At 48.9% G+C, this 16383-nt stretch carries 13 protein-coding genes; 7 read left to right on the forward strand and 6 right to left on the reverse strand.

The window, feature by feature from the left end; genetic code table 11:
* Both BUB43_RS04490 and rpmH read right to left on the reverse strand, forming a co-directional pair.
* On the reverse strand, nucleotides 1-711 hold the full coding sequence (locus BUB43_RS04490; protein ID WP_073178755.1) for a cell division ATP-binding protein FtsE: 711 nt from the start codon (nucleotides 709-711) through the stop codon (nucleotides 1-3).
* Between the two features lie 127 nt (nucleotides 712-838).
* The gene (rpmH, locus tag BUB43_RS04495; RefSeq protein WP_073178756.1) at nucleotides 839-994 is read right to left on the reverse strand and encodes a 50S ribosomal protein L34; all 156 of its coding nucleotides are present in this window, start codon (nucleotides 992-994) and stop codon (nucleotides 839-841) included.
* Nucleotides 995-1156: 162 nt separating this feature from the next.
* On the opposite strand from rpmH, the gene BUB43_RS04500 reads away from it, so the two are divergent.
* The 4 genes from BUB43_RS04500 to BUB43_RS04515 all read left to right on the forward strand — a co-directional run bounded on the left by BUB43_RS04500 (nucleotide 1157) and on the right by BUB43_RS04515 (nucleotide 7431).
* Nucleotides 1157-3976: a hypothetical protein gene (locus BUB43_RS04500; RefSeq protein WP_073178758.1), complete on the forward strand. Its 2820-nt coding sequence runs from the start codon at nucleotides 1157-1159 to the stop codon at nucleotides 3974-3976.
* Between the two features lie 27 nt (nucleotides 3977-4003).
* Nucleotides 4004-4594, forward strand: coding sequence for a hypothetical protein (locus tag BUB43_RS04505; RefSeq protein ID WP_073178760.1), 591 nt, complete (start codon nucleotides 4004-4006; stop codon nucleotides 4592-4594).
* Nucleotides 4595-4700: 106 nt separating this feature from the next.
* Nucleotides 4701-5708 carry a DHH family phosphoesterase gene (locus BUB43_RS04510; protein WP_073178762.1) on the forward strand — a complete coding sequence of 336 codons (1008 nt, stop codon included), beginning with the start codon at nucleotides 4701-4703 and terminating at the stop codon, nucleotides 5706-5708.
* A 175-nt stretch (nucleotides 5709-5883) separates the two neighbouring features.
* On the forward strand, nucleotides 5884-7431 hold the full coding sequence (locus tag BUB43_RS04515) for a T9SS-dependent choice-of-anchor J family protein (RefSeq protein ID WP_073178764.1): 1548 nt from the start codon (nucleotides 5884-5886) through the stop codon (nucleotides 7429-7431).
* A 52-nt stretch (nucleotides 7432-7483) separates the two neighbouring features.
* Here BUB43_RS04515 and BUB43_RS04520 read toward each other — a convergent pair whose 3' ends face one another.
* Together BUB43_RS04520 and BUB43_RS04525 are read right to left on the reverse strand one after the other, a co-directional pair.
* On the reverse strand, nucleotides 7484-8239 hold the full coding sequence (locus tag BUB43_RS04520; RefSeq protein WP_073178766.1) for an alpha/beta fold hydrolase: 756 nt from the start codon (nucleotides 8237-8239) through the stop codon (nucleotides 7484-7486).
* A 166-nt stretch (nucleotides 8240-8405) separates the two neighbouring features.
* Nucleotides 8406-10505, reverse strand: a complete 2100-nt coding sequence (locus BUB43_RS04525) for a protein-disulfide reductase DsbD family protein (RefSeq protein WP_073178767.1) — start codon at nucleotides 10503-10505, stop codon at nucleotides 8406-8408.
* Between the two features lie 97 nt (nucleotides 10506-10602).
* On the opposite strand from BUB43_RS04525, the gene BUB43_RS04530 reads away from it, so the two are divergent.
* Genes BUB43_RS04530 through BUB43_RS04540 form a run of 3 tightly spaced genes read left to right on the forward strand, consistent with a single transcriptional unit; the run spans nucleotide 10603 to nucleotide 13734 of the window.
* Entirely contained in the window at nucleotides 10603-13005 is a 2403-nt protein-coding gene (locus tag BUB43_RS04530) for a heavy metal translocating P-type ATPase (protein WP_073178769.1), read from the forward strand.
* A gap of 39 nt (nucleotides 13006-13044) precedes the next feature.
* Nucleotides 13045-13260, forward strand: a complete 216-nt coding sequence (locus tag BUB43_RS04535; RefSeq protein WP_073178771.1) for a heavy-metal-associated domain-containing protein — start codon at nucleotides 13045-13047, stop codon at nucleotides 13258-13260.
* Nucleotides 13261-13734, forward strand: coding sequence for a thermonuclease family protein (locus tag BUB43_RS04540; protein WP_073178773.1), 474 nt, complete (start codon nucleotides 13261-13263; stop codon nucleotides 13732-13734).
* Nucleotides 13735-13864: 130 nt separating this feature from the next.
* Here the strand turns inward: BUB43_RS04540 and BUB43_RS04545 are convergent, their stop codons facing one another.
* The gene (locus BUB43_RS04545) at nucleotides 13865-14920 is read right to left on the reverse strand and encodes a DUF3810 domain-containing protein (RefSeq protein WP_073178775.1); all 1056 of its coding nucleotides are present in this window, start codon (nucleotides 14918-14920) and stop codon (nucleotides 13865-13867) included.
* The gene (locus BUB43_RS04550) at nucleotides 14907-16367 is read right to left on the reverse strand and encodes an MFS transporter (protein ID WP_073178776.1); all 1461 of its coding nucleotides are present in this window, start codon (nucleotides 16365-16367) and stop codon (nucleotides 14907-14909) included. The genes BUB43_RS04545 and BUB43_RS04550 overlap by 14 nt, the downstream gene beginning before the upstream one ends.
* Between the last annotated feature and the right edge of the window lie 16 nt (nucleotides 16368-16383).

Consider the following 16383-nt stretch of genomic DNA (forward strand, 5'->3'; position numbering starts at 1 on the left):
TTACTCAAAAAGTTCGGAAGTTTGCAGCACGGTTACCTTGCCGTCTTCACAGCGAATGGCTTCTCCCGGGAAATTCTGGATCATATGGTAATCGTGCGTTGCCATCACCACCGCAGCGTGGTTTTCGGCTGCCACCTGTTTCAGCACCGTCATAATCTCGTTGGAAGTTTCCGGGTCGAGATTTCCGGTAGGCTCATCGGCCAGAATTAACTTCGGATGGTTCAGCAGCGCCCTTGCAATGGCCACCCTCTGCTGTTCCCCGCCGGAAAGTTCGTGCGGCATTTTGTGGCGCTTGCTCTTCATCCCAACGCTTGCCAAAACTTCGGAAATCCGCTCATCTATTTTGCGCTTGTCCTTCCAGCCAGTGGCCTCCAGCACGAAGCGCAGGTTGCGCTCAACATTTCTATCTGGCAGAAGCTGGAAATCCTGGAACACGATGCCGAGATGCCGGCGCAAATTCGGGACATCGGAAGTGCGGAGTTTCTCCAGATCGAAGCCCACCACCTGGCCTTGCCCTGCTGAAAGCGGAATCTGGCCGTAGAGTGTTTTCAGCAGGGAGCTTTTTCCTGAGCCCGTTTTCCCGATGAGGTAGCAGAAACGCCCCTTCTTCACGCTGATGTTCACATCGTTCAGCACGGTAAAATTCTTCTGCGCGATTTTCGCATTCTGCAGGCGGATGATGTTCTCACCTTCAATGTGGGTGTGTGGCATTTTTTAGAAATGAGAATCAAAAATAACCAAAACTTCCAACTTCGGAAATTTTTTGTGAAAAATTTAACAACAAAAAATGCCTGAAAAATTTCTTTTTCAAGCACGGGATTTTAATTGCTGTGCCCATTTACCTTTTGGCGCGGCATACGCTCACCGAAAGCCTTTTGCGGCCTTTAGCGCGCCTTGCAGCAAGCACCCTTCTGCCGTTTGGCGTGCTCATTCTTTCGCGGAAACCGTGCTTGTTTCTCCTCTTTCTATTGGATGGCTGGAATGTCCTTTTCATTTCAAATATCTTTTAGCGTAATACTGCCCTAAATTTTCAGACCGCAAAGGTAAAACTTTTTTTTAAATGTGCAAAAGAATTTTAGTCTTTAAATTTTATAGCAGAGAACTTTTTTTTGTATTCAATCGTTTATCGTATATTTGCACGCTAAATTTTTTCCAAATGAAGAAAATTCTCAACCTGTTATTCTTCCTGGCTACTGCGCTGCTTTATGCCCAGCTTGAAGATTTTACAGTAACCGCTACCAAGGTAAGGGATGTAGAGTGCCCGAACGCCGGAAGCATATCCTGGGAAGTCTCCGGGGATACTACCGGTGTTATGATCTATACAGTGATAGATTCCCAGGGCAAAAAAGTTCTGTCCACAGATGAACTGCAAACGAGCAACCTACCGGCAGGAGACTTCCGTGTGGTGGCTACGCAGACTTCCGGGCAATATACCAAGCAGGCCACCAGTAATGTGGTGCACCTGGATAATAAATATATTCCGCTGGATATTACCAATATATATGCGCAGCCTGCATACTGCGATAACGGAGTTATTTATGTAGATGCCACAGGAACAGGAGAGCTAAAGTACAGCTATAGAAAAGAAGGGGAAACAAGCTGGACAGAAACCAACACCACCGGTGAATTTGCCGGGCTTTCTGTTGGTACATACGAAATATTAGTGGTAGATGGGTGCGGTGCCTCGAGGACAGATATAGCCGTAGTAAGCAAAGGGAGGTCCCGATGGGGTGTTTCTACTCCTCGGTATGAAGTGATAGACTGCGAAAAGGTCGTTATAAATAATTATTTTAGGGGTATCATACCATATCCTTATACTGTAACTATTACAGCTAAAAATCCAAAAACAGGCCAAACGGAAACCTTTGGATTAAATGAAGACGGAGAGCTCATAGTGCCATACTGGGTGGCAAACGAGGGCTATAGCATTACAATAAAAGATAACTGCGGGAAGACAGAAACTAAAACAATAGGGAAGCCTAATAATGTGTATAACATTTCTCAATTTCAAACCGGCAGTTGTGGTAATCCTTATCTTAATATATCCCCACCTTATAGTTTTAATAAAACTTTCAAAGTGGTAGAATTTACTAAGGCTCCGTCAGGATTTAACCCACAGAAGCTAAATGACGACCACGGTAAGTTTTTAAATTCTCATACTTATGGAAAAGCTGATGGAGTACCTGTAGGAGACTACGAATTCATAATAGAGGATCAGTGCGGTGTGCAGACAACCCAGAGTATAACCATTACGCAATATGATGTTGTTAGAGATTTTAAAGTAGAAACTAACTTTACATCTTTGTGTAATGCGCGGGCAGAGGCGCTTGTTGTATCCGCTCGGGTAGGAAGCGCTTATCAAATCGGGACTGTAAAAATCACCGCTGCCCCAGAGTCCTTCGTGGAAAAATATGGCGCTTTGCCGTATACAGTGCCAGAAGAATACTTCGGTGTGTCCGGCTACAGCGGAGTGCGCAGGATGCAATTGCCGGTAGATTTAGAGATGGATAAAACTGAAAGCTTCAGCATAGAAGTAACCCCTGAGTGCGGCGGCGACTTTACACATCAGCGTACTATTGAAGTCACAAACGAACCGCTTACTATCCCTGATCCCCCAACCATAGAAGATTATTGTGGCGCAGTAATAGTCCGCGGTAATGCAGAGATCCAAAAATATTCACCTGAAATGGGCTGGGGTTGGGATCACGGTAATGGATTTAAAGAAGGAAATTATAAACCTATAAACAGGGACTATGTCTTCCGAGAGCCCGGTAAATACAGAGCTATCGATACGCGAATATATTATCCCCTAATAAATGGTGTGTACTACCAAGATAGGTGCCCACCGACACCATTAGAAGAATTTACCATAGGTGAAGGAAACCTAAAGTTCATTAATGCCTATGCATTTCCTTGCGAGGATGGGGAGCATACCTTAGCCATAGCAGCGGAAGGCACAGGGCTGCAGTATGCGCTGGTATCCGGCCAGAATAATGATGCCACGCTACTTACTGAGTATCAAGATTCGCCATACTTCACCGGCCTTCCCGGCGGCACCTATTTCATAAGGATAAAGGACAGCTGTGGCAACTTTATTACAGAAAAGAAAGAAATTACCCAGCTCAGCCCGCCAGAAATAGAGGTAAGCGGCAGCTGTGAGGATGGTAAATCCAACTTCCATCTGCAGATCAGCGCGCTGGATTTCCTTCAATTCAAATGGTATAAGTATAAAGATGCCCAGGGCAACCTTATAGAGAATCCTCAGATTATTTCCACCGAATCATTTATTGATATAGTAGACTTTAAACCAGAAGACGCAGGAACCTATAAAGTTGAAATAAGTTCAGATGATGCCACAGCCTGCGTGGAGAGCTCTGAAGTAATAATCTTTAGCCCGGATGCCGCTACCAACCCTAAGGCAGGCACCGGCAAAACGGTTGAGATAAACTATGACGGTAGCCAGCAGTCACTCATAAATCTTTTCGATTACCTGGAGGGAAGCTACGAAAGCTTCGGTACCTGGGAGGAAGTCGGCTCCATAAAAAGCTATATGCAGGAAGGAAATTATTTCGATATTACCTGGGCTGGCAATGGCACTTACCAGTTCCGATATACTGTAAATGCAGTGTGCGGCGGCGGTAGCGACAGCACGGTAGTAACCATCCACCTTAATAAGCTGTGCTACAAAGAGCCGAAAACCGATGGCACTAAGCGGCCAACGCTGGCAGGCATCACAGCTTTAGAAAGGGCGGGCACACTGAGTGGTGATAACTGGCCTATGGTGCGCCAGAGCGGATGGGTTGCCCTGGAAGCCAATAAAAAAGGATTTGTATTGAACAGGCTTAGTACAGCGCAAATTAACGCGATTGCGAATCCGCAAGCCGGAATGATGGTGTACGATACCGATGAGAAGTGCATGAAAATCTACGACGGCACTGGATGGAAGTGCCTAACGAAGCAAACCTGCCCGAATTAATTAAAAATTCTAACGAAATTTCTTAAAATGAAAAAAGCGATTGTAATATTAACACTTGGAATATTCGGATGGTCTTCAGCGCAGGTAGCCTTTGGCAAGGATGAGATTTCTCACCCGTCTGCTGCGCTTGAGTTTGGAAACGGCGCCAAGGGACTCATTCTGCCGTATGCAAATTCTGTGTCTGCACTGGCTGATACAGAAACAGGCCAACAGGTGGTACCCGGTACGCTGATTTACGATGCATCGGACAACATCATACGCTACTGCAAAGAGGGCGATTGTGCGGATAAAGCGCAGTGGTTGGACCTCAGCAAAAATGTTCAGAATGTAAAGTATCGGGATGTGGCTATTGCTGATACTACGGGAAAGGTAGATTTAAGCATTCAAAACGGAAAAACAGATAATAAATCTGCAAGGGTGGTAATTGGCTCCAATGAGGATGCGGAAGAAGCCTCCGGCATCCTGGTGCTTTCAGATACGGACAAAGTAATGATTCTACCAAAAATGGAAAGTCCGCACCTGAACATCATCAATCCAGAGCCAGGCACCATCGCTTACGACACAAAGGCCAACCAAGTAGCGGTGTTTAACGGCACCGTCTGGAGCTTCTGGCGATAAAACTGCTATTGACTCGCATTCTTGAAACTCTGCTAAGGTTTTAGCAGAGTTTTTATTACCAATTCTGATCGCCAAACGCTTTTAACTTTTCCTTTATCTTTGCCCAATGTTTACAGCTGCAGAAATTTTAGATATCAATCAGCTTTTGGTGCCGGAAAATAAAATCGTCATCATCACGCACTACAATCCGGATGGCGATGCCATAGGGAGTTCGCTCGGGCTGAAGCATTACCTGAAGGCTAAAGGCCTTTCGCCAGAAGTGGTGGTGCCGAACGATTTTCCAAAATTCCTGAAATGGATGCCGGAAGCGAAGAAAATCACCATCGCGGATTACAAGCGAAAAAAGGCGGCAGAACTAATTGCGGAGGCCGATGTACTTTTTATTCTGGATTTCAATGCGCCAATCCGTGCAGGCCAGCTAGTGGCACCTTGGATTGAAAAATCGCGCGCCAAAAAAATCCTTATCGATCATCATCAGCAGCCGGAGTGTTTCGACTTCGTATATTCCGATGTCACGATTCCCGCCACATCTCAGATGGTTTACCACTTCATCGAAGCGATGGAAGAAGAGCGGCTGGTGAACCTGGATATCGCGCAGTGCCTGTACACTGGTATTATGACGGATACCGGCGGTTTCCGCTTCCGTTCTACGAGTGCTGCCACGCACAGAATCGTGGCCAACCTCATCGATAACGGTGCCGATCCTGCGATGATTTCTGGCAATACCTGGGATACCAACACGGTTTCGCGGCTGCATTTGCTGTCGCTGATTTTGGGCAGAATTGAAATCGTGAACGATGGAAAGGTGGCAATTCTTTGGCTGAAAAGGGACGAGCTGGAGCGCTTCGGCTTCGAGAAGGGCGATACGGAAGGCTTTGTGAATTATGGGCTGAGCATTTCCGGTGTGCAGCTTTCGGCGTTTTTTATGGAGGATTTGTATGAGAATTTCATAAAGATTTCCTTCCGCTCAAAAGATTTGGTGGATGTGAACCAGCTGGCGCGAAAGCATTTCAATGGCGGCGGGCACATCAATGCTGCGGGCGGTAAATATTATAAGGACATCTACGAAACTATTGAAGATTTCAAGGAAATAATCCTCGATGAAGAGTTTTAAACAATAGTTTAAAAATTTTAAGGAAAGCGAATCGGCTTTCCTTTTTTATTGTAAATCTGAATTTATAGCCTCAAATGCTGATTTCATAGGCGGTTTTAAAAATTCTTTGAAAAATATTTGGTAGATTCAAAAATTTGTTTTTAAATTTGATGCACAATCATTAAATCTTTATCAAATGAAAAAACAATTACTTGCTGCGCTTGTTGCATTGCCACTAATTGCACACGCACAATTTACGGAAGGTTTCGATGCTGGAACCAAGCTTCCTGCAGGCTGGTCTGTAATCAACCAGGGTGATCCCAACGGTTTCGTTTTTGGCCCTGCAGCATCGGAATCCACTTACTCCCTGCCAAACGCTGCGTTCATTCAGTATCACGCTACAGCGCACGATGACTATCTGGTGACTCCGAAATTTACGGTAACTGCCGGCGTGACGGACAGGCTGAGCTATTTCGTGAAAAACCAGGACCCTAAGTATGTGGAAGACTACGCCGTGAAGCTTTCCACAACTGGCGCTACGGCTGCTGATTTTACGACCGTGCTAAAAGCTACCGAACCGGCACCAAGTGTTTGGACGAATGTGACCATCGACCTGAGCGCCTTCGTAGGGCAGGAGGTGTACATCGCTTTCCACGCCACCTCTGCGGATAAATTCCGCCTGCTTTTTGATGATATTTCCGTTGGTACGGCGCCTACACAGGCACCGGCTGCCGTTACGCTGAAAACACCTGCCAATGGCTCCACCTTAGCTACCTACAATAATGCAAGGCTCACCTGGCAAGTTGCCAATGCTCACCATAGCGATACTTATGAAGTATATTGCGATGATAAACCTAATCCTACCACTAAGATAAGCAACGGTAAGTTCTTCGCTAATGTTGATAAGCTGAAAGATAATACCACTTATTACTGGAAGGTTGTAGCGAAGAATGTTGTCGGCGAATCCGTTTCTGAAATCTACAATTTTACTACTGCTAAAAATCCGGCTTTACCATATTGCGGCCCAATCGTCTTTACGCAGTATGTGGACCCGATTTCTTCAGTTACCTTCGGAGGTATGACTAATACTTCATCAAGTTCCACAATAGGTCAGCCTTCCCACGAGTTTTTCCTGGATAAAATCGCAACCGTCTCTCAAGGATCAGAGCAGGAAATCGTATTCGCAGGGAACACCGCCGGCCCGTATACTTCCCGCTTTATAGTGTTTATTGACTGGGATCAGGATGGTAAATTCAACAATACCACCGAAACTTATTTCGCAACATCGACAGACAAAGTCACGCTTGCGAATTCCACCGGTGAGGACGGCAAAACCGCCAAAGGCGTAATAAAAGTGCCTGCCGATGCCAAGCTTGGCGAGACAAGGATGAGAATTAAGAAAAACGACGGCGCCGGACCATTTGCAAATCCTTGCTTCTCAGGAAATGGCAATAATGTAAATTTCGGTCAGGCAGAGGATTACACCGTGAAAGTAGTGAGCACACTTGGTCTTACAGAAGTTAAGGATGCGAAAACTGCCATTTATCCAAACCCTGTGAAGGATGTGATGAACATCGGCACTGCGGATAAGGTACTGGGTGTGAGCATCTACTCTGCGGAAGGTAAGCTCGTGAAGACTACCGATGCTAAGTCCGTGAATGTAGCCGATTTGGCGAAAGGCGTTTACATCGTGAAGGTGAAGACCGATAAGGGCGAAACTACTCACAAGGTGGTGAAGGACTAAACCCTCGGTAATCTGCAAAACGAAGGACTGCTGTTTTACGGCAGTCCTTTCTTTATTTCAGTTCGCGGCAGATGATTTCCGCGCAGATTTCCGGGCGTTCCCAGTGGCCGTTGTGCGCGCAATCGAGGAGGTACGCCTTGATGTTCGCCTTATCCGGCAGGCCTTTCAGCGTGGCAAGGGAGTCAATGGCGGGATCGTGCCTGCCCAGCATTACAAGGATTTTCCCCTGAAATTCCTGCAAAACACTCTGGCGGTCTGGGCGTTCCATAATGCCCTTTACCGCTGCCAGTGCGCCCAGGTTGTTCGTTTGCAACGCCATTTCCTTCGCAATTTCTACAAAGCCTTCCATCTCGTCCGCTTCGTGCGGGTGGAAGTTCATCGGCACACCCGCCGCCACATACCGCTCGTATTCTTGCTCTATGATGCGGAAACTCTTCCTGCGCGTCTCCTTTTTCTCATCACTATCAGGTAGATAAGTTGAAAAGAACAAGGAGAATCCTGCCAAAACTTCCGGCCATTTTTCAGCGAAGGCTAAGGCGGTGTAGCCGCCCATACTGTGCCCCAGCAGGTAGAAATCCGTGAGGTTCAGCTCGTCCGTTACCTGCTTTACCTTGGTTGCCATCATTTCCACGGTAGAAATCTCTTCCGTCAGTTCCGATTTTCCGTGCCCAGGCAAATCTATTTTCACAAGCCTGAAATATCTTTCCAAGCGACTTTGCATCCCGTCCCAAATGTGGCTGTTCTCCATCAGGCCGTGCAGCAGCACCAAGGTCTTATCCGCATTGCCAGAAATTTCATAGTGGAGCATAAGTATAAGTTTAAAAGTTTAAGGATAATATTTAAGGCCCTTCGACAAGTTCAGTGTGACAACGCGTTTCCCCAGGTAATTTATGCCATCTGTCACGCTGAGCCGGTCGAAGCGTAAGGAGTTTTAATTAATTAATACTATCAATCCAAATAAAATCCCCCGCCATCTATCTCACTGTGCCCTTCTCTTTCCACCATCTCACCCCACACTCCAGGAATTTTTTGAAGTCCTCCTTCGGCATATAGCCGGAGACTGGCGAGTTGATCACACGGCCGTCCGGCGTTACCAGCACATAGTGCGGCTGGGAGTTGTTGTTGAAATTCACCTGCTGGAACATACTCCAGCGGTCGCCCACGCTGCGTATTTTCTTCATCTGGCCGCCGCCCAGGTCTATGCTCGTCTGCTGCTCCTGTGGCAGTTCCTCGCGGTCGTCCACATATAGGGATGCCAGTACCACCTCGTTCTGCAGTATCGGCAGTATGTCCGGTTCGCTCCATACGAATTCCTCCATCTTGCGGCAGTTCTCGCAGCCATAGCCAGTAAAGTCTATCAGCACGGGCTTCTGCTCCTTTTGCGCCAGCGCTACGGCGTCGAAATAGTCGTGCTGTGGGTGCATCCCCAGTATGCCGTCCTCCTCATTGTGGAACCAGCTCACATTCACGGGTGGCAGGATGCCGGAAAGCATCTGTAGCCTTGGCCGCTCACTTGGGAACAGGCCCTGTATCAGGTATATGGTAAAGCCGATGCTCAGCACGCCGAGTCCCTTCCTTGCCGGTGAGATTTTAGCGTTCTTATCATCGTGCGGAAAGCGGATGATGCCGAAGAGATACAGCACCAGCCCGATGGTGATGAGTATCCACAGCAGGATGAAGAGCTCGCGCGAAAGCAGGAAGGTTTTGCTCACCAGGTCTGCCTTGGAAAGGAACTTCAGGGCAAGTGCCAGCTCCACGAAGCCCAGCACCACCTTTACCGTGTTCATCCAGCCGCCAGACTTCGGCAGGCTTGCCAGGGCGTTCGGGAAGAGCGCGAGCAAGCCGAACACCAATGCCCACGAAAGACCGAAGCCCGCCAGCGCAAAGGTAAGCAGCATAGGCACATCCGACGAGCCCGTAACCGCGCTGCCCAGCAGGGAACCGAGGATAGGCCCCGTGCACGAGAACGAGACGATGACCAGCGTAAGTGCCATAAAGAATATGCCGATGATGCCGCCGGCTTCCTCCGCCTTGCTGGATTTATTGGCGATGCTGCTCGGCAGGGCAATGTCGTAATACCCGAAGAAACTGCCCGCGAAGAACAGGAATATCAGGAAAAACGCGATGTTCAGCCATACCGATGTTGAGATTTGGTTGAAGATATTACCCGCAATACCGTCGATAATGTGGAAAGGCACGCTGAGCAGCACGAAGATCAGCAGGATGAAGAAGCCGTAAAGAAGCGCGTCCCTCCTGCCTTTCGCCTTATTCTTCGCCCCCTTTGTAAAATAGGAAACCGTGAGCGGAACCATAGGGAACACGCACGGCGTAAGCAGCGCAATGAAGCCGCCCAGGAAGCCAAGCAACAGATAGCTAATGAAGTTTTCGGAAAACTCCCGCTTCGGCGTGCCGCAATCTGTAAGCGGATTCTGGAAATCCAGCGTGGAAATGCGTAAATCCTTAGAGTTCAAAGTTGAAACAGGGTTTAAAGTTGAGGCAGGATCAGAGGCCGGGTTTATATTTATGGCTTGGCTATCAACATTATTTGGTAAAGCAATCGGTGTTTTTAAACTTGCTTCCTGCTCCGCCTTAGCAAAGTCCTCTACCTTGTTTCCGCCACTAAGCTTCGACTGAAATTCGAGCGTGTTCGGCGCAAGGCATATGCGGTCGTTACAGGTTTGGTAGGTGATTTCCGCAATGGCGGTGGCAGGTTTCGCTGGTTCCTTCAGCTTAAATTTCCGCTTGAATTGCGCCGTGTTGGAATAGTATACGATTTGCGCACCGAAGGCTTCCGAGAATTCGTCGTATTTCTTCCCGACTTCCACGGTATTGCCTACGGGCAGTATGTTCTCGCCGCCCAGCTTCATCTCGGTAGGTATGCCCGAATCTGGCGGCAGGTCTTTGGAGTAGATGTGCCAGCCAGGCTCCAGCGTTGCGGTAAGCACGGCTTCGTACTCGCCGTTTTGTAGGGCATTTACGGCATATTTAAACTTTACAGGGTCCTTAATCTGCGCTTGATTTAAAGCGAAAAGAAGAATTGTAAACCAAAAAGAAAAAAAGGATTTAAGTTGCATTTATTCAGAAATCATAAAATTTGGGCGAAGTTACAGTTTTAAATTAAAAAACCCCGGAAAAGCCCATTAGATGATTTTTGGTTAATTTTGTGTTGCAATGGCAAAATTCAGCATCAATATCCCCTACCGGGGGGAAATAAACCAATCAGCAGCTCAAGACCTGCGGGAGAAGTTAATTAGCCTGAAGGGCGTGGAGGATCCGTCTTTTGATGAAGATTCTCACCAGCTGCAGCTAACGGTAAAGGACAGCGAGGCAATTGCTGCGGCGGTTGTAGCCCTGAGGGGAGCTGGTGTGCAAATACCCTCCCAGCGTGCAAGCTTCCCCGTTCTTGGGATGACTTGCGCGGCCTGCGCCTCCAGCACGGAAAATGTGGCGAAGTATACCGAGGGCGTCCTAGATGCCTCCGTGAATTTCGCCACAGGAAACCTGAAGGTAGAGTACCTGCCCAGCCTCACCGGCCCGGAAGAAATCCGCCGTAGCGTGCAGGAAGCCGGCTACGACCTGCTGATTGAGGATAAAGCCAAGGAGCAGGAAAAGCTCAGGGAAATTCAGGAAGAAAATTTCAGTAAGCAGAAAACCAAAACCCTTCTTGCCGCCGCGCTTTCGCTGCCGGTGGCGGTGCTTGGGATGTTCTTTATGGACTGGAGGTATACGCCGGTTGTTTCGGCAATACTCTCTGCGCCGGTGGTTTTTTGGCTGGGGCGCAGTTTCTTTGTCAACGCCTTTAGGCAGGCGCGCCACGGCAGCGCGAATATGGATACCCTGGTGGCACTGAGTACCGGTATCGCTTATTTCTTCAGCCTTTTCAACCTGCTTTTCCCACAGGTTTGGGAGTCGCGGGGTATGGAGGCTCATGTGTATTTTGAGGCAGCGGCAGTCATCGTTACCTTTGTCCTGCTCGGTAAATTAATGGAGGAGAAGGCGAAGGGAAACACCTCCGCGGCGATAAAAAAACTCATCGGCCTGCAGCCTAAAACTGTGACAATCATCACTGCAGACGGGCAGGAGATCATAAAACCCATTGAAGAAATCTCAGTAGGAGAGGCAGTCTTAATTCGCCCCGGAGAGAAAATTCCTGTGGATGGTGTGGTGCAGTCTGGAGAATCTTTCGTGGACGAGAGCGCGCTTACTGGCGAGCCTCTTCCCGTACGAAAATTGCAGGATTCCGAGGTGTTTGCCGGCACATTAAACCAAAAAGGAAGCTTTGTTTTTAAGGCAATAAAGGTGGGCAGCGATACCGTTCTGGCACAAATCATAGACACCGTGCAGGAGGCGCAGGGCAGCAAGGCGCCGATCCAGAAACTTACCGACAAAATTGCTTCGGTTTTCGTGCCGTCGGTGCTGGGGATTGCTGCTTTAACCTTTTTTATATGGATGATATTTGGCGGAGACGATGGATTTGCGGGTGGGATACTTGCGGCTGTCACGGTGCTCGTCATAGCCTGCCCCTGCGCGCTTGGTCTTGCCACGCCTACCGCGGTGATGGTTGGCATCGGGAAGGCGGCAGAAAACGGCATCCTGATAAAAGATGCGGAAAGCCTGCAGATGATCGGGAAAATAGACACCGTGGTTCTGGACAAGACGGGAACCATCACCGAGGGGCATCCCCAGGTTACGGACATCCGGTGGGCGAAGTATGCGGACGAGGTGAGCCGCCAGGTGCTCTTCACGCTGGAAAAGCATTCCGAGCACCCGCTTGCGGAAGCCATTGTAGCGCATTTTCCAGGGTTCCGCAGCCTTCCCCTCGCAAGTTTTGAAAGTCATACAGGCGAGGGCATTTCGGGGGAGTATAACGGGAAAAAATACCTTGCAGGGAACCAAAAGCTGATGAATAGAAATAATGTTCAGGCGGGGGAATTTCAATCTTACGACGCTCTTGCCAGCAGGGGGACCACGCAAATTTATTTCGCAGATGATTCTCAAGTTCTCGCAGTCGTCAACATCGAGGATAAAATAAAGGAAGGCTCGGCAGCCGCAGTCGCCGAAATTCAGGAGGCGGGCATCGATGTATGGATGCTCACCGGGGACTCCGGCAATGCTGCAAAAAAAATCGCCGCGCAGGCGGGCATCAAAAATTTTAGGGCAGAACTTTTACCCAACGACAAAGCCGATTTTATAAAAGAACTGCAGCTGAAGGGAAAAAGAGTGGCGATGGCGGGCGACGGGATCAACGACAGCACCGCAATGGCCGTGGCGGATGTGAGCATCGCTATGGGGAAGGGATCCGATATCGCCAAGGATGTAGCGAAGATGACCATCATCTCCTCCGACCTGCGGAAGCTGCCGCTGGCGGTAAGGCTTTCGGGACAAACGACGCAGACCATAAGGCAGAACCTGTTTTGGGCGTTTATTTACAATATCATCGGCATACCTGTGGCTGCAGGGGCGCTGTATCCTGTCAACGGATTTTTGCTGAATCCTATGCTGGCTGGCGCTGCGATGGCTTTCAGCAGCGTGAGCGTGGTGCTGAACAGCCTGCGCCTGAGGTACCGGAAGTGAAATTTTTCCATACATTTGATTAACTAAAATTCTTTAAAAATGAAAGAACTGAAATTTAAAACCAACCTGAACTGCGGCAACTGCGTAGCGAAAGTGCAGCCCGCTTTCGATGCCGAGGAGGGCATCCTCGAGTGGAATGTGGATACTGAAAATCCTGATAAAATTTTAACCGTTAACGCCAACGAGGAATTGGAGGAGGAAGACATCATAGTAATGGTGCGGAAAAAAGGTTTCCAGGCAGAGGTGTTGAAATAAATGAGAATTGCATTCCTGGTTATCTTTTTTTTTCCGCTCAGCATCTTTTCACAGATTAAGGCAAAAATAGTAGGGGTGAAGGACGGCGATACCGTAGTGGCCTTGCTGGAAGGCAACCAGCAGATGACCCTGCGCCTCGCTGATGTGGACTGCCCAGAAAAAGGCCAGGCATACGGCACCCAGGCGAGGAAATTCACCTCCGACCAGGTTTTTGGTAAAAATGTAGTATTTTACATAGAAACCACGGACCGCTACGGTAGAGCGGTGGCGCGGATCTACGACGGAAGCAGATACCTTAGCGAAGAGATCATCCGCGCGGGGTACGGCTGGTGGTACGAGCGGTATTCCAAGAATATATATTTGAAAACGGTGGAGGCGGAAGCGCGCCGCGCTAAGCGTGGATTATGGGCAGATCCGCACGCTGTGCCACCCTGGGACTACCGTAGGATGCAGCGAGGCAAAAAAGCAGCATAATTTTTTTGGAATGTCTTGCATAAGTCGGGTGGAAGTTATAAATTCGCATTATTCTTAAGAGCTGCTAAGTTCGGAGAAGAATTTTTTTCATCATTTGTGTTTTTGGGCCGTGCATCTTGCACGGTCATTTTTATTGATCAGACTCATACCCCACCAGCAGGTATACGAAGTAGGAGTAGGATATGCTTCCATCCTGCCGGTTGGATTTCAGAAAGAAATCATTCGTGAAACCAAAAATCCGCGCTATCGGACCTTGGTTTCTCTCCCGAAATTCTATTTCTGCAAGCCGGTCTCGCTGCATGCCTGGGCTGTAGCGAGAAAGAATATTCAGTACAAACTCAGGTTCCTCATCAGCCAGCGCATTCAGCAGGCTTTTCAGCGCAAAGTATCCTGAGGTATAGCGCAGCTCCGCATTTTGCGAATCTTTTCCGCAGAGGAACCCGATGAAGCTTGCCTCCTGCTCGCGGGCATAGCCCAGCTGGTGGGCTGCCTCGTGGGGCAGCGTGGCGGCGAGCATCGTGTGGGGCATTTCAGGGTCGTATTGCGCCTCCGCGGTGAAGGGATTGTAGTAGCCAAGGATACCGGTACTGCTCATTATTCCGCGGAAAAGGCTGGGTTTTATGCTGATGATTCCCGTATTTTTTTGTTGTAAATCTTCCTTCAAAAAAAACTGCCGGAGGATGATTTCTGATTTTAATTCCTCTATATCGCGGATTTCCATAGTACCGCTTACGCTTTCTTTCACCTTATCTCGGTCCCGTTTGCAGGTTTCGAGATATTTTTCTGCCAGATTTTTTAGCAAGGAAGTAGGCGGGCTGCCAGCGTCGCCTATCTCTGCGATGGGTTTCTGATGATACAGCATCCCCCAAAAAATAGTGTAAAGAAAATAGGCGGCATTAGCGAAAACTAAAATTGCAGAAATGGCGCTTCGCCGATATTTTTTCAGAAATAAAAGGACGGAGCAGATTGCGAGAAAAAATCCGCAGAGAAAATAAAGTGCGTCCCCAACGGAAAACGGCACGCCGCAGAACAGCCTCTGGTGCCCACCTTTTTGCCAATGGAAGAAATTTGCGAAATACCCTACCGCTGCTTCGGACAGCGACAGGGCGGAGAACAGCACCACCTGCCCGATTAGGAGAAACCCCAGCCGGGCAGTTTTGGATTTGAGGAGTTTACTTCGCCTCATCGCCCGTGCCTATGCCCTGCTTCTTTAAAATTTTCCTGGCAAAATAGCCATAGAACGCGAGGTATGCATAGCAGGCCACCGGGATGATGTAGGATAAATGCGTGTAGGTAGTGTCGAAAATTCCGGCAGGCCGGCTTTGGTCAAGGTCGCACACCGCGCCCTGGATCAGCGGGATCACGCCGCCGCCGAGGATCATCATAATTAGGAAGGAGGATGCTTTCCCTGTGTTTTTGCCAAGCCCGGCAATCGCCAGATCGAAGATGGAAGGCCACATAATGGAGCAGAACAGCCCGCCGGAGATGAAGAAGTACACCGCCAGTTTTTTATCCGGTAAAACCAGTCCGCAGAGCATCATCAAAATACCCGCAATGCCGAAAACCATCAAAGTTTTCCCAGGATTTTTGCCCCCGATGAAGCTCATCAGAATAAATAAAATAATCCAGGCGGGATAGATGAAGAACTGCGAAACATCGTGCCCGCCGGCGCGGTTGGCCAGTATGAATACCGCAAACGCAAGGAACGGTACCGCAAAATGCATCAGGAGGGAGGCGGGTTTGCTAAAACTAAACACATTAATCCCGCCATTCCACCGCCCGATCATCAGGCTGCCCCAGTATAGGGAGATAAACGGCGCGATGCGGCTTTCCGGGATGCTGCCGAATTCAGGCGTGTTCAGCAATGCCGCCAGGTTGCTGGGGATGGAGACTTCCACACCTACATAGACGAAAATCGCGAGCATCCCCAGATACAGCTGCGGGTAGCGCGAGATGCGGAATTTTTTCATCGGGGTGTTATCTGCCACTATCTCCTGCACGCTGGTAGGGTCCTCTATTTTGGAGAAAAGCAGGAATGCGCCCACCAGCAGGAACGCGATGCCGAGGATAGCAAATGGCAGCCTCACATCCTGCAGGGCAAGTTCCGTGTGCCCGCCGGAGGTCCCGAAAAGCGCGATGCCGAGGATCACCGGGCCGATGGTGGTCCCCAGGGAATTTACTCCCCCGGCAAGCGTCAACCGGTGTGCGCCTGTCTCCGGGCTGCCCATCTTTATCGCCAGGGGGTTTGCCACAATCTGCTGCACGGAAAAGCCCAGGCCTACGATGAATAATCCCGCCAAAAACATCCAGAAACTTCCGGCAGATGCTGCGGGGACAAAAAGAAAAGCACCGCAGGCGGAAATCGCCAGGCCGATGGCGAGAGCCTTTTTATAGCCAATTTTTTGAAGAATGTCCATCCGCAGGGAGATTAGAAAAAATATGAGAGAACCGACGAAGTATGCCGCATAAAACGCCCACTGCACCAGCTGCGACTCCAGCTGGCTGAGCGTGAAACTTTTCTTGAATACGGGAATCAGGATGTCGTTGTTGGCGGCTACAAAACCCCAGAAAAAAAAGACGATAATCAGCGAGATGAATTGGGACCACTTGGTCTGCTCAGAATGTTGATTCATTATGAAATTCTTAAGG

Source organism: Cruoricaptor ignavus (assembly GCF_900141665.1).
Lineage (GTDB): Bacteria > Bacteroidota > Bacteroidia > Flavobacteriales > Weeksellaceae > Cruoricaptor > Cruoricaptor ignavus.

What these genes read in the sequence shown, in the direction of transcription:
- BUB43_RS04520 (WP_073178766.1), bottom strand. Translation starts at nt 8,239, where the DNA reads ATGCTCCACTATGAAATTTCTGGCAATGCGGATAAGACCTTGGTGCTG.
- BUB43_RS04550 (WP_073178776.1), bottom strand. Translation starts at nt 16,367, where the DNA reads ATGAATCAACATTCTGAGCAGACCAAGTGGTCCCAATTCATCTCGCTG.
- BUB43_RS04540 (WP_073178773.1), top strand. Translation starts at nt 13,261, where the DNA reads ATGAGAATTGCATTCCTGGTTATCTTTTTTTTTCCGCTCAGCATCTTT.
- BUB43_RS04545 (WP_073178775.1), bottom strand. Translation starts at nt 14,920, where the DNA reads ATGAGGCGAAGTAAACTCCTCAAATCCAAAACTGCCCGGCTGGGGTTT.
- rpmH (WP_073178756.1), bottom strand. Translation starts at nt 994, where the DNA reads ATGAAAAGGACATTCCAGCCATCCAATAGAAAGAGGAGAAACAAGCAC.
- BUB43_RS04500 (WP_073178758.1), top strand. Translation starts at nt 1,157, where the DNA reads ATGAAGAAAATTCTCAACCTGTTATTCTTCCTGGCTACTGCGCTGCTT.
- BUB43_RS04510 (WP_073178762.1), top strand. Translation starts at nt 4,701, where the DNA reads ATGTTTACAGCTGCAGAAATTTTAGATATCAATCAGCTTTTGGTGCCG.
- BUB43_RS04525 (WP_073178767.1), bottom strand. Translation starts at nt 10,505, where the DNA reads ATGCAACTTAAATCCTTTTTTTCTTTTTGGTTTACAATTCTTCTTTTC.
- BUB43_RS04490 (WP_073178755.1), bottom strand. Translation starts at nt 711, where the DNA reads ATGCCACACACCCACATTGAAGGTGAGAACATCATCCGCCTGCAGAAT.
- BUB43_RS04535 (WP_073178771.1), top strand. Translation starts at nt 13,045, where the DNA reads ATGAAAGAACTGAAATTTAAAACCAACCTGAACTGCGGCAACTGCGTA.
- BUB43_RS04530 (WP_073178769.1), top strand. Translation starts at nt 10,603, where the DNA reads ATGGCAAAATTCAGCATCAATATCCCCTACCGGGGGGAAATAAACCAA.
- BUB43_RS04505 (WP_073178760.1), top strand. Translation starts at nt 4,004, where the DNA reads ATGAAAAAAGCGATTGTAATATTAACACTTGGAATATTCGGATGGTCT.
- BUB43_RS04515 (WP_073178764.1), top strand. Translation starts at nt 5,884, where the DNA reads ATGAAAAAACAATTACTTGCTGCGCTTGTTGCATTGCCACTAATTGCA.